Genomic DNA, 12,452 nt, shown 5'->3' on the forward strand with positions numbered 1-12,452 from the left:
CCGTCGGCCCAACTACTGTCGAGCTACCGTCATGTCCCCGAACCCGACTTCGCGAAGGAATCAATGAGCACCATCAGTTACTCGCCTGAGGTTCTGCGCGCGGCCATGGTGGACAGAATCCGCGGAGTCGGCCATGCCAGCACTCCAGCTGTCGACGCGGCGATGCGCACCGTCCCGCGGCACGAGTTCGTCCCCGAGGCCAGCACCGAAGATGCTTACGCCGACATTGCCGTAGTCACGAAGCGCACTGACGATGGCACCGCGCTCAGTTGCGCCTCCGTGCCCGCCATCGTCGCCATGATGCTCGACCAACTCCAGGTGCAACCCGGCGACCGCATCCTTGAAATCGGCGCAGGCACCGGCTACAACGCCGCGTTGCTAGCGCAGCTCACCGGGCCTGGCGGCTCAGTCACGACCGTCGATATCGACGCTGACGTCACCGCCGGTGCACGCCGAGGACTGGACGCAACTGGCAACGAACAGGTGCACGTCGTCACCCGGGATGGATCGCTTGGAGCTTCCGAGAACGCGCCGTACGACCGCATCATCTTCACCGTCGGCGCTTGGGACCTGACGCCGGCGTTCTGGGAGCAGTTGGCTCCCGGCGGCCGCCTGGTCGTTCCGCTCCGCTGGCGCGGCCAGACCCGAAGCATCGCATTCGTCCGAGACGGCGAAGCCCTCGTGTCAGACTCGATGGAGCTCTGCGGCTTCGTCCCGATGATCGGGCAAGAAGGCGAGCGCACCGGCGCCATCGACACCGATGGCCTGGTGACTCTGTACTGGGACGTCGACCAGACGATCGATCCTACGAAACTGAGCGGCGTCCTCGATCAGCCTAAGGAAACCGTGTGGTCCAAGGTCCTCGTTGGATCACAGGATCCCTTCGACGGTGTCTGGCTGCGGATGACTGGCCACGACGGCCGCGTCTGTCGCATCTCCGCTGATCCCGTCGCCGTCAACGCTGGCCTCTGCACTCCTGCCATCCCCATCCGTAGCCCAGCTCTGGTCGAAGACGACAGCCTGGGCTACCTCGCCTTCAGGAAACTTGGAGAGGGCAGGTTCGAGCTCGGCGCCATCGGGCATGGGCCGCACGGCGGGCATCTCGCCGGACAGCTCTGTAATGAGATCGAGGTCTGGAATCAAGACCGCAACGCCCGGCCAACCGTGCGCGCATATCTGACCGATGCGCCCAGGTCGGCGATCTCACTCGACCACGCGCTGAGCAATGAGGCGATCGAGAAGGCTGCATCGCGGCTGGTCGTCAGCGTGTCCCGAAGATCGGCCCGCCATGCGTCTACCTAGTCGTCTAGTTCGGGTCGGCGGTGCAAGTTAGCACCGCAGACCCGAACTGTGGCTTCAGTGATGACCGATGAAGCACAGGAACGGCTGACTGCCGGTGATCGGTCAGTGTCCCAATCATGGCCTGGCGGTTGGGCCGAGCTGGAGCTAAAGATCCCGGCGGCCGGTGGGATGACATCAGCAACCGTGAGTGCAATCAGGGCAGACAGCAGCATCGAGCACGGCTGCGGCGAGATCAGGCACAGCTCCTTCCTTGGCACCCGTCGCGGTCTGGCCAGATCGTCCGGATCGGAGAAACCCCAGCAGGTCGATACCGAACTGCGGAGCACGCTTCGGCCAGGCCGAAGCATGCCTGAAGGAGCGCGGCCGTCTACCGGATCGTGAAGCTCGCCGCCGGCAAGTGCCGGATTCTCAGCACAACGGCGCCGCCCACTGGCTCTACCTGTCGTGCACCAATCTGCTGGACCCAACCGCAGACACGCCCTCCCGTGATCGGTCCGCCAGGTCTAGCCTAAGGCTCCGGGGCAGGAGGGGACGAAATGGACGCTACCGGGATCTTTTTGAAGGTTGGGGACGCGCTGACCTTGTTAGCGGAGACACCGTACGACTCCGAAGACGTTTTGCAGGAGGCTCTGGCGAAGTTTCCGGAGGTGCTGGCCGGGCCAACGACGGATGGCAGCGGCGACGCCCGGCTGATGCTGGTCAGTCGTGAGATGGGCGTGCCTTCGACTGAGCAGGGGGCGGCCAACTTCAGCCTCGATCACTTGTTCATAGACCACGAGTGCATCCCTGTGCTGGTCGAGGTTAAGCGCGCGTCCGACACTCGGATTCGCCGCGAGGTGGTCGGGCAGATGCTCGACTACGCGGCGAACGCGGTGAAGCATTGGCCGCTTGCGCTGATCAGGCAGGCGCTGGAGCGTCGAGCAACCGAAGAGGGCACTGCGGTCGAGGCACTGCTGGGCGAGCTCCGGCCTGGGCGGGACCCCGAAGAGTTCTGGAGCACCGTCGAGTCCAATCTGATCGCAGGCCGCGTGCGAATGATCTTTGTCGCTGATGCACTCCCACCGGAGTTGGTGCGAGTGATCGAGTTTTTGAATGAGCAGATGAGTCCCGCCGAGGTGCTAGGGGTTGAACTGCGTCAGTTCGTATCGGCCGCATCCGTCGCCTACGTCCCACGGGTGGTCGGCAGGACGTCTGCTGCGATCGGCGCCAAGAGTTCGAGTGGCAATCAGTGGACGCGCGAGACTTTCCTCGCAACCACCAAGGCACGCTGCGGTCAACAGGAGTTTCTGCTGGTGGAGAAGCTGCTGGCCGATGTCGAGTCGCGCGGGGTCAGGCTGTCGTGGGGCCGTGGAGCGACTCCAGGCGTCGGCGGTTGGTACAACGTCGAAGGTCGTCCGACGGCGGTCTGGGTGCTGAACGCCAATACCGACAGTCCGACGACCAAGGCATACCTGGTCTTCTACCTCGGCGACATCATCGAGCGGACGGGACCTGGCCGGATCGAAACAGCGACCGCGAAGCTCGAACAGGTCGAATCCCTGCGACCCAAGATCGTCGAGGCGCGCGCCAGCGGGTGGCGCCGGTATCCGTCGATTCGCCTGGCCGAGATTGTCGACGATCCTCGCGCGGAGGCAATCGTGTTCCAGGCGATCACAGACCTGATAGACGACTGAGTCAGGCTGTCTGCCTCACGTCGTCAGGTGGTTGGTGTAGCCGGCGGCGGTTAGGCGTTCGTAGGCGGCTAGTACGTCGGGCGGGACCTCTTGTTTGATGGCGAAGCCGCGGGCGGGGTAGGTGGTGATGCGTTCGAGGTCGCCGACCAGCATGCTGAGGACGAGGTTGGGGTCGCCGATGGTGGCGATGTAGCTGATCAGGTCGATTGGGTCGGAGGCGCAGGTCGCTTCTACGTCCGGCCATTGCTTTTGGCAGGTGGCGAAGGCTCGGCGTTGCATGTAGGGCTTGGAGATCAGGAGGACTGACTTCACATCGGTGCCGGCCAGGAGGTCACGGGTGAAGGTGATGTTTTCGCCGGTGTTGGTGGCTCGGGGTTCGATCAGGATGTTGGACGCGGGTACGCCGAGTTCTATGGCGTGGTCTCGGTGGTGGATTGCTTCGCCTCGGGGGAAGCGGGCGGTGGTGCTTGGGCTGTTGGCGCCGGTGAAGATGAGGGTCGGGAACAGGCCTTGGTGGAAGAGGTCGGCTGCGAAGGTTGCGACGCCTAGGTCGTGGCTGCCGAGACCGATGCCGATATCGGCGGGACGCAGGGCGTGGTTCATCTGGTGGTAGGCCCAGATGAGTTGGGCGTCGGCCAGGACCTCGTCAGATGGCAGGGTCAGTTTGTCGATCATGGGGCTGGCTGCCGGGCGAGGTCGATGAGGGCGTCGATTGATTCGGCGACGAGGGCTGGGTCGTCGTTCTGGATGCTGTGGCCGCCGTACCGGGCGACCCTGTGGGTGGCCTGGAGGTCAGCTGCTAGCGACTGTTGGTGACGCTGCCAGCGGTCGTCGAGCTCGGCGGGAGTGAAGGGTTGCCAGCGGGTGAAGTCGTCGAGTTCGAGCCAGTGGCCTACGCGACTGGCGATGACGACAGTCGGTACGCCGAGGGGGCGTCGGCTGGCCGTGATCTCATCCACGCTGCCTGCGACGTCGTACGAGAGGTGGCCCTCTCTGTCGCCATCGGCGGCTATCAGGATTTTTGTGTCGATGTCCCGATAGAGGTGGATGTCAGAGGCGTCGACGAGGATTAGGCCGGCGAGAGCTTCGGGCCATCGGGCAGCGAAGGTCAGGGCGATCAGTCCGCCGAAGGAGTGGCCTACCAGGATGATCGGGCCTGGGAGGTTGGTCGCGGAAAGCAGGCGGTGCAGCTCCGCCGCGGAGTCGCCGAACGTGCGGGTCGCTGAGTCTGGCGGGACCTCGCTGTCGCCGATCCCGGCGCGGTCGTAAGTCAGGAGTGTTGTCGAGGAGCGCAGAGTCGCGATGGTCACGTCCCAGGAATCCTTACCGCTTCCGGAGCCGGAGATGAAGACCACCGTTGGCGTGCCCTCCCCCGAGATATCAGCTGCGAGCTTGTAGCCGCCAACGTCGAGATTGGTGGTCGCCATGCCGACGAGACTAAGACCTCGGCTCGACCGCGACGTGCACCGCGGCGCGCCGTACAGGTCCACTGGCCGTCGGAAGAGACTTAGAACGTGTGGTGATTGGACTGAGTGGATTCTCCTGTTGGACAGGTTGCGTGTCGGGGAGGAGGTTGGGAGGTATGGAATTCACTCATCTTGGCCGGACCGGCCTTACTGTCAGCCGTATCTGCCTGGGCACGATGAACTTTGGGCCGCACACGAGCGTGGACGACTCGCACGCGATCATGGATGCGGCTCATGAGAAGGGCATCAACTTTTTTGACACCGCCAATGGGTACGGGCGGTCGATCTATCCGGGGCGTACTGAGGAGATCGTTGGCGAGTGGTTTGCCAAGGATCCCCAGAACCGGGAGAAGACTGTTCTCGCGACGAAGGTCTACGGGGACATGGGGTCGGACTGGCCCAACACGAACAAGCTGTCGGCGCTGAACATCCGGCGCTCGCTCGACGCGAGTTTGAAGCGGCTGCAGACGGACTATGTCGACCTGTACCAGTTCCACCACATCGACCGCGCTACGCCGTGGGACGAGATCTGGCAGGCGATCGAGGTCGCCGTACAGCAGGGCAAGATCCTGTACGCCGGGAGCAGCAACTTCGCTGGCTGGCACATCGCACAGGCGCAGGCTGCCGCGGCGAAGCGGAGCTTCAACGGGCTGGTCAGTGAGCAGTCGATCTACAACCTGATCGTGCGTGACGTTGAGCGCGAGGTACTGCCTGCGGCGCAGGAGTATGGGCTTGGCGTGATCCCGTGGTCGCCGTTGCAGGGTGGGCTGCTGGGTGGCGTGATCCGCAAGGAAAACGAGGGTGTACGTCGTACCGAGGGGCGCGCGAAGGAAGCGCTCGAGAGGTTGCGGCCGCAGATCGAGCAGTACGAGGCGTTTGCGGATGAGCTCGGGCATGAGCCGGGCGACGTCGCGCTGGCGTGGCTGCTGCACCAGCCGGCGGTCACGGGTCCGATCGTGGGGCCGCGGACGATGGAGCAGCTGGAGTCCGCCGTACGCGCGGTCGACGTGAAGCTCGACGACAAGGCCCTGGCCAAGCTCGACGAGATCTTCCCCGGCTACAAGACCTCCCCCGAGGACTACGCCTGGTGACCTGAGTTGTTCAACGAACCGCCTGTACGCCGAGCGTCGGCGTACAGGCGGTTTGCCGTGTACTAGGTCTTGCTGGGCCAGGTGCGCAACGCGGCTCGCGCGAAAATCGCACCGTGCGGTGTCGGGATGTCAGACCGGCCGTACATGCCTCGCTCGTCAACGAGTGCTCCGATTCGGTGGAGTACGACGCTGGTGTCCCAGGTCGCCTCAATCGCCATCGATGGAGTAACAGGACCTCGATCGCTGGCCTGCCAACCGATCGCGGTGAGCAGGTCAGCGACAGTCCGGTTCACGGAATCGGTCGATTGCGCGGCGAGAGCGGCCAAGGTGATCAATCCCGCTTGGTTCGCGTAGGGATCTTTGGAGGTCGCCGGCAGCTGTTCCGCCAGATGCCACCACAAGGCAAGGGGATCCTGGCGAACGGTACGTCCGCGCGGAGTGAGCACGAGCGATCCCTTGTACTTGCGTAGCAAGCCCAATGCCTGTGCGGTGTCTCGCAGGGTCAGTACGGGCGGGGTCATGTCTTCGCGATTGCCCTTGCCGATCCACTCGTCGCCGAGTCCGAGCTCGGTGAAGGCGGCCTCCACGTGCACTGGCGGCATGTAGCCGGCGCTGGTCAGCTTGAGACCCTCCACACCGACACGGTTCAGCAGCCAGGTGTACGGCGCGACCATCTGAGCTGCCGTCTCGGCATCGATGTCGATCGGCGCATCCAGCCCCGCGTCGGCGATCAATTGGTCGAACTGCTCTTGATGATCTGGCGAACGGATCGCGTCGCCGAGTGCTTTGAGCGGTTCGGGGAGCTCCACTTTGTTGCTGAGCGCAACCAGTCGCCTGTTGACGCTCTCGGCATCGAACAGGGTCGGAGCGTAGTACCTGGGGTCGGCCTCAGCGCCGTACCGGCTGGTGTATTCGGCGACCGCTGCCGCATGATCCGGGTGATCGGGATCGACGGCCGCGCGAATCAGCTCGTAGCCGCCCACTCCGCCGCAGTCCTCGCTCGGCCCTGGCTGCTGGCCGTCGATGCAGACTGCTCGAGGAGCTGACTCGTCGCGCGGCTGAACGGATTCGAGCTCGATGACGTGAATCCAGTCGTCGCCGAAGTCGTACAGGTAGAGCAGTTTGTCGCCCTGATCCACCAAGACCTCGTCTAGGCGTACTTCGTTCTCCGGTACGCCGGTTCCGCCGTCCTCGACCGAGAAGGGGCAGAGGTAGTGCTCGCTCGTGTTGTCGTAGTACGCCTCCCCCGACGCGAACTCGTGCAGGTGGCTGTCGGTCCAGCCGAACGCGATCTGGATGACGTCGTGGACCTCGTTCAGGAGCATGTCGGAGGCGAGCTCCAGTCGCCGCCATAGCCGCGGCTCGGTCTCCTCGAGCTCGACGCGCACCTGGTAGGTGACGACGTCGTCGCGGCGTGGCCTGCGGCGCGACGGGCGCGGCTGGTCGCGGTTCATGTACCGCTCCATCAGAGCAGTGGTGATGGGCGAGACCGGCTGAGGATCATGATCACGCGTCACGCCCGCAACTGTAGCGCCGGTACGCCGAACGCCCGGCGTACCGGCCCCGATGCCGTGGCGCTAGGCCGGGCTCAGCCAGGTGCTTAGGGCGGCTTTGGCGAACAGCACCCCTTGCGGCGTCGGGATGTCGTCCCAGCGGTGGATACCCGGCTCGTTCGTGAAGCCGCGGAGTCGTCGCAGTACGAAACTGGTTTCTGCCGCCGCCAGGCGGGCCATCGCCGGCGTCATTCGCGTTCCGTCAATGTCCGTCCAACCGATCGCGTCGAGAATCCGGGCGACCGCGGGATAGGGGTCATCCGCCGAACCCCCGGCAAGGGCGACCAGGAGCAGGAGACCGGCATGGGTTTCGCAGAAGTCCTCTGAGTCCAGCGGCATTTGTTCGGCAAGCAGCCACCACAAGGCGAGAGGATCGTCGCGGAGTTCACGGCCGAGCTCGCTGAGTACGAGTGCTCCGCGACCCATGTGCAGCAGGCCCATCGCCTGTGCCGACTCCCGCAGGTGCAGGACGGGAAGGGTCTGGTTCTCGCGGTTCCCCTTGCCGATCCATTCGTCACCAAACCCGAGCTCGGCCAGGGCAGCCTCGACGTGGGCGGGCGGCAGGTAACCTGCGCCGGTCAACTTGATGCCGTCGGTCCCGACCCGATTCAGCAGCCAGGTATAGGGCGCGACCATCTGGGCGGCCGTGTCGGCGTCGATGTCGATCGGCGCGTCCAGGTCAGCGCTGGCAACCATCTGCTGGAAGTACTGTCGGTCAGCCATCGAATCGATCGCGTTGGCAAGTGCTTCCAGCACTCCGGAGGATTCTGCAATCTTGTAGCTGAGCATCGCATTGATGTTCGCGAGATCGAACGGGGTCGGGGCGAAATCCTCGAGCTCGGAGTCATCGCCGAACATACGGGCGTAGTCAGCGACAGCGGCAGCGCTGTCTGGGTGCTCCATGGCCGCACAGGCCACCTCGTAGCCCCAGACGCCGCCACAGTCTTCGCTCGGACCAGGACGCTCACCGTCGAGGCAAACGGCTCGAGGAGCGGACTCGTCCCGCGGCTTCACAGCCTCGACCTTGATGACGTGCATCCAGTCATCGCCGAAGTCATACAGATAAAACAGCTTGCTGCCCCGCTTGGCCAGGACCTCGTCAAGGCGCACGTCCTCTTCCGGTACGCCGGTTGCGCGTTGCTCGACCTGGACCGGACAGAGGTAATGCTCGCTGGTGCGGCTGTGGTAACTCGGACCGGCAGCAAACTCGTGCAGGTGGCTGTCAGTCCAGCCGAACGCGGTCTGAATGATGTCGTGAACCTCATTCAGGAAGAGGTCGGAGGCAATCTCCAGTCGACGCCACACCGGGGGCCGGGTTCCCTCAAGCTCGACCCGCACTTGGTATGTCACATCGGTCTTGCGGCGCGGACCTCTTCGGGACGGGTGGGTCTGTTGTAGCTGACCAGACGGACGCGCGCTGAGCAGGCCCGCAATCCGCGCTCTCCGCTCGTCTGGGTTCAGTCCGGACATGCTTGCGTGGAGTTGCACTAGCAAGTCAGCAGTATCGGCGAGCGGGTCGTGTTTGCGTGCCATGCAGGCAAACACTACTGGGGTCTCGCGGGCTAGTTGTGGACTGCGCTCGTGGGGAGCATGCCGAGAAGGGCGTCGGCGGCTAGGGAGGCGGCGGTGCCGGTGGGGACGGCTACGGAGACCTGCCACTCGGAGGCGCTGCCGGGGGTGAGCGGGACGGTGATGTGGTCGCCGCGTTTGGCGGCGATGCGCTCTGGGACCAGGGCTACGCCTAGGTTGTGGGCGACCAGGGCTAGGAGAGTGTGTACGTCGTTCACTTCGATCGTGACGGGGTGCGCGACGCCGGCTGTGGTGAAGGCGCGGTCGGAGATGGTGCGAGCGCCCCAGGTCGGGTCGAAGTCGACGAAGGACTCGCCTGCGAGGTCGTCCAGGGAGACTGGCCGGCCGGCGGACAGGCGGTGGTCGGGGGCGCAGACGAGGACCATGGGTTCGCGGGAGAGCGGGCGGAGGTCGAGGCCGTCGATCGGGTCGCCGGCGGTCGCGACGAAGGCGACGTCCAGGCGGCCGGAGGCTAGTTCGTCGAGCATCGGGGTGGAGCCGCCTTGGCGGACCTCGATCTCTACGCCGGGGTAGGCGGAGCGGAATTTGGCGAGGACGGCGGGTACGTCGACTACGCCGAGGCACTGCTCCAGGCCGACCGTGAGGTGGCCGCGGAGGAGGCCTTGGACTGCGGCTACTGCGTCCTTGGCGGCTTCGGCGGCGGCGAGGGTACGGCGGCCTTCGCAGAGGAGGGCGCGGCCCGCTTCGGTGAGCTCGACGCTGCGGGTGTTGCGGACGAAGAGGGACGCTCGGAGTTCACGTTCGAGCGCGCGGATCGACGCGGACAGACCGGACTGGGAGATGGACATCGCCTCGGCCGCCCGCGTGAAGTGCTTCTGCTCGGCGACGGCCACGAAGTGTTCCAAGTGCCTGAGCTCCATGACTAAGAACTCTAGTCGATCGAAGCAAGGCCATTCTGCTGTGTGAAATGTTGCCGGGTTATCCACAGGTGGGCGGATTGGGCATCGCCGGGTGGCACCTCCTCCGTTTACGATCAGTGATGACTACGGAGAGGTGAACTCGGTGACAATCCGCAACAAACCGGCCTTCCTGACTGCCACGTGTCTCAGCGCACTCCTCCTCAGCGCCTGCGGCCCCGGCAGCCCCGAAGCCGGCCGCCCCAACACCGCACCGCCGCCGACCGCCGCTCCCACTGCCCCCGGCAGCAGCTCGACGCCGACGGCAACCCCCAGCGGTCCGCCTGAGCGCCCCGCGGCTGCCAACGGCCTGACCCTGCCCGCCGCCGACGCGTTCTACAGGTACTACATCGACCTCAGGAACTACGCGGCCAGGACCGGTGACACTGCACCACTGGTCGCCGAGAGCGAGGCCGGATGCGAAGGCTGCAAGGAATACGTCAACTACATCAAGAAGGTGAATGTTGCCAACGGCGGGATGTCTGGAGATTTCGACGAGAAGGTGAAGGACGTCTACCAACTTGCCCGTGGCAGCACCGGCCGAGTCGGCGGCAAAGCCCTGCTTGCAGTTGGTAAGTACACCGTCAAGGAATCGCCCTCGGAGAAGCCTGCGATCGTCCAGCCTGCGGAGTACATCGACTCGATCGCACTCTCCGCGAGCGGCGAGAACTGGGTGATGTACGAAACGGACCTGGCGGAACAATGAGTCCGTGGCGTGTGGGTTCCGTGGCCCTACTGACCTTGGCAGCACTCTCGTGGCCGATCGGTGCTGTCGCAACGCCACAAACGCGGCGGGACAACCCTGCTCTCCTGCTACCGGCCGCCCGCACTTCGAACCCGCCTGTCATCACTGTCGAAAAGGGGAAAGAGGGCGCCATGGCGACCGGAAAACAGGTGAAACGAGGTCGCCTGACCGAGGGAACGACGACTCCGAAGCAAAAGCCCAGGCGCCATAAGAAGCCGACCGCCAATCTGAAGAGTCCACGGAGCCAGGATGGTAAGAGGCCGCCGAGCACCCGCCTCAAGCAGGGCGTGCGGTTGAACGTGGGCTTGTGTGGGCGGGTGCAGCCGGATGGGTCTGTGCCGGGGCCGGATTGGTGTCAGCCTGTGGAGCCGGGGCGGCCTGGTGGGCCGGTGGGGACTACGCCGCAGCCGGTGGTGCGGCCTCGGCCGGAGGATGTTAGTTGGGATCAGGTGTTTAGTGAGTCTAAGAATGTGTTGTTCAGGAAGCTGACGGTGCATGTGCAGCCGAAGGACAAGACTCTTGTCAATCTGGACACGATCGTTTACACGGACAAGACCGGTGTTCTCACCTATCAGGTGACGATTCTTGGGTTTCCGGTGGTGGTGAAGGCGACTCCGTCGAAGTATGTCTGGAGCTTTGGCGATCGCACCTCCAAGAGCACCTACTCCCCCGGCGCGCCGTACCCGTCGAAGGAGATCACGCATAAGTACTTGAAGCGCGGGGACGTCAACCTCTCGGTCACCGTTGAGTACGCCGCTAGCTTCCAGGTCGCTGGTGGACCTATTCAGTACGTCGGTCCGGTTCCGATCACTGGGCCCTCGACACCACTGGTGATCCGCGAGGCCGTGCCAGTCCTGGTCGATCCGCCGCGCTGAGTGCCCACCGTGTGAGGCTCTTCTGCCCTATCCCGGTGGGTGGTGCGGCCGTGACACCGGCCTGTTCCCCCTTTGGCAGGTCAGTTGCGGGGGGTGTGGACAAGAAATAGGGGCCGTGAACACGGCATAACTTGTTCAAGGCCCCCGCAGAGTGTGCGCACCCCCGGGATGCGTCCCATAGACCTCTGGGGCGGACCTGCGCCACTGCCCAACCTCCCGCAGGGGCGCTCGGGCCGGTGACGCTGAGCGTGAACTGCCCGAGCCGCACCGAGTTAGTCAGTGCTGGCGGTCCGCCCGGCTCATGCCGCAGTCCCGCGGCGGCGAGCTCGCGCACAGGCGTTGCTCCAGAGCGGACTGCGGCCGCTCGACACCGAGGTGGTGGCAGATCACCTGGCCGAGCGCCGGGAGGGAAGCCGGAGCCTTGGCACCCGAGAGGTGGTTATCCACAGTTGGGAAAGTGGCGGCTTCGCGGGGGGTCAATCTCAATATGTTCCAGGTATGAATGACTTACTGACGGACGACTTCGACTGTTACGACGACGAAGACCCGCTGACGGACGATGCCTCTGCTGCTGCGGACCGCTGGGCGGCAGCGTGGGCGCACGAGCTGCGGGGTGAGTGCATGGAAGCGCTGATCTTGTACTCACAGGGGTTCAACGCGCTGACCGAGGATGAGAAGTGTTGCTCGGGGTGGGCACAAGTGATGCTGAATGGCCGGCGGCGGATGAAGTGGGCGCTGGGCGTCAAGCTGGACGGCCTCGAGGTGCTGGCTGATGTTGGGGCGGTCGAGAGAACCAACATCTACTTGGATGTGCTTGACCTGTTGCGAGAGCCGCGGATCAGTCACGGGGAGGTTCACGTCTGGAGTCGGTCCGAGCTCGTTGGGACCCACGAGGACTGGCCTGTGCGCATCAGCCTCGACAGCATCGTCGACTATTACCACGAGGTCGAGCGTGGATTGCGCCGGCTCAACGAGCCGGTACTTGTCATGCACCGGACTGCCGCGTTCTTCTTCGAGCGCATCGATGAGGCTCAGCCGCTGCTGAGGGAATCTGGACAGGTCCTCACCGCGATCAAGTGGCCTCGGGACGATGTCGTGGGGGTTGCGTGGCCGCCGGGGCGCAATCAGTCGTGCTGGTGTGGGTCCGGAGTGAAGTACAAAAGGTGCTGCGGTGCGGCGGCGTTGCAGGGCAACGGCGACGTCGCGTGGGGTCCTACCCGGTTGCGCGGCGGGGCGGGGTTGGCTGTCTGTAGGGTGTGAG

12 protein-coding genes are annotated in these 12,452 nt (G+C 64.6%); 6 read left to right on the top strand and 6 right to left on the bottom strand.

Going from position 1 to position 12,452, the window contains the following annotated elements; all coding sequences use genetic code 11:
- Window positions 1–63 precede the first annotated feature (63 nt).
- Entirely contained in the window at window positions 64–1,302 is a 1,239-nt protein-coding gene (gene fxlM / locus OG474_RS01420; RefSeq protein WP_405060322.1) for a methyltransferase, FxLD system, read from the top strand.
- A gap of 536 nt (window positions 1,303–1,838) precedes the next feature.
- A complete protein-coding gene (locus tag OG474_RS01425; protein ID WP_405060323.1) occupies window positions 1,839–2,975 on the top strand; it encodes a hypothetical protein in 1,137 nt (378 codons plus the stop codon).
- Between the two features lie 15 nt (window positions 2,976–2,990).
- Here OG474_RS01425 and OG474_RS01430 read toward each other — a convergent pair whose 3' ends face one another.
- Window positions 2,991–3,650, bottom strand: coding sequence for a YdcF family protein (locus tag OG474_RS01430; protein ID WP_405060324.1), 660 nt, complete (start codon window positions 3,648–3,650; stop codon window positions 2,991–2,993).
- Window positions 3,647–4,402 carry an alpha/beta fold hydrolase gene (locus OG474_RS01435; protein ID WP_405060325.1) on the bottom strand — a complete coding sequence of 252 codons (756 nt, stop codon included), beginning with the start codon at window positions 4,400–4,402 and terminating at the stop codon, window positions 3,647–3,649. The genes OG474_RS01430 and OG474_RS01435 overlap by 4 nt, the downstream gene beginning before the upstream one ends.
- Window positions 4,403–4,557: 155 nt before the next feature.
- Here OG474_RS01435 and OG474_RS01440 point away from each other — a divergent pair, with 155 nt between their 5' ends.
- Entirely contained in the window at window positions 4,558–5,532 is a 975-nt protein-coding gene (locus tag OG474_RS01440) for an aldo/keto reductase (protein WP_405060326.1), read from the top strand.
- Window positions 5,533–5,594: 62 nt separating this feature from the next.
- Here the strand turns inward: OG474_RS01440 and OG474_RS01445 are convergent, their stop codons facing one another.
- From OG474_RS01445 to OG474_RS01455, 3 genes are read right to left on the bottom strand one after another with little or no spacing between them, the layout of a single operon-like run.
- Window positions 5,595–7,049: a plasmid pRiA4b ORF-3 family protein gene (locus OG474_RS01445; protein WP_405060327.1), complete on the bottom strand. Its 1,455-nt coding sequence runs from the start codon at window positions 7,047–7,049 to the stop codon at window positions 5,595–5,597.
- Between the two features lie 60 nt (window positions 7,050–7,109).
- A complete protein-coding gene (locus OG474_RS01450) occupies window positions 7,110–8,618 on the bottom strand; it encodes a plasmid pRiA4b ORF-3 family protein (protein ID WP_405060328.1) in 1,509 nt (502 codons plus the stop codon).
- 29 nt (window positions 8,619–8,647) lie between these two features.
- Window positions 8,648–9,535: a LysR family transcriptional regulator gene (locus tag OG474_RS01455; protein WP_405060329.1), complete on the bottom strand. Its 888-nt coding sequence runs from the start codon at window positions 9,533–9,535 to the stop codon at window positions 8,648–8,650.
- Between the two features lie 142 nt (window positions 9,536–9,677).
- On the opposite strand from OG474_RS01455, the gene OG474_RS01460 reads away from it, so the two are divergent.
- Window positions 9,678–10,277 carry a DUF6318 family protein gene (locus tag OG474_RS01460; RefSeq protein ID WP_405060330.1) on the top strand — a complete coding sequence of 200 codons (600 nt, stop codon included), beginning with the start codon at window positions 9,678–9,680 and terminating at the stop codon, window positions 10,275–10,277.
- A 509-nt stretch (window positions 10,278–10,786) separates the two neighbouring features.
- Window positions 10,787–11,191, top strand: a complete 405-nt coding sequence (locus OG474_RS01465; protein ID WP_405060331.1) for a hypothetical protein — start codon at window positions 10,787–10,789, stop codon at window positions 11,189–11,191.
- Window positions 11,192–11,467: 276 nt separating this feature from the next.
- Here the strand turns inward: OG474_RS01465 and OG474_RS01470 are convergent, their stop codons facing one another.
- The gene (locus tag OG474_RS01470) at window positions 11,468–11,638 is read right to left on the bottom strand and encodes a hypothetical protein (protein WP_405060332.1); all 171 of its coding nucleotides are present in this window, start codon (window positions 11,636–11,638) and stop codon (window positions 11,468–11,470) included.
- A 51-nt stretch (window positions 11,639–11,689) separates the two neighbouring features.
- On the opposite strand from OG474_RS01470, the gene OG474_RS01475 reads away from it, so the two are divergent.
- Window positions 11,690–12,451, top strand: a complete 762-nt coding sequence (locus tag OG474_RS01475; RefSeq protein WP_405060333.1) for an SEC-C domain-containing protein — start codon at window positions 11,690–11,692, stop codon at window positions 12,449–12,451.
- Window position 12,452 lies beyond the last annotated feature (1 nt).

Origin of the sequence: Kribbella sp. NBC_01505, assembly GCF_045040285.1 — a bacterium.
Classification (GTDB): domain Bacteria; phylum Actinomycetota; class Actinomycetes; order Propionibacteriales; family Kribbellaceae; genus Kribbella.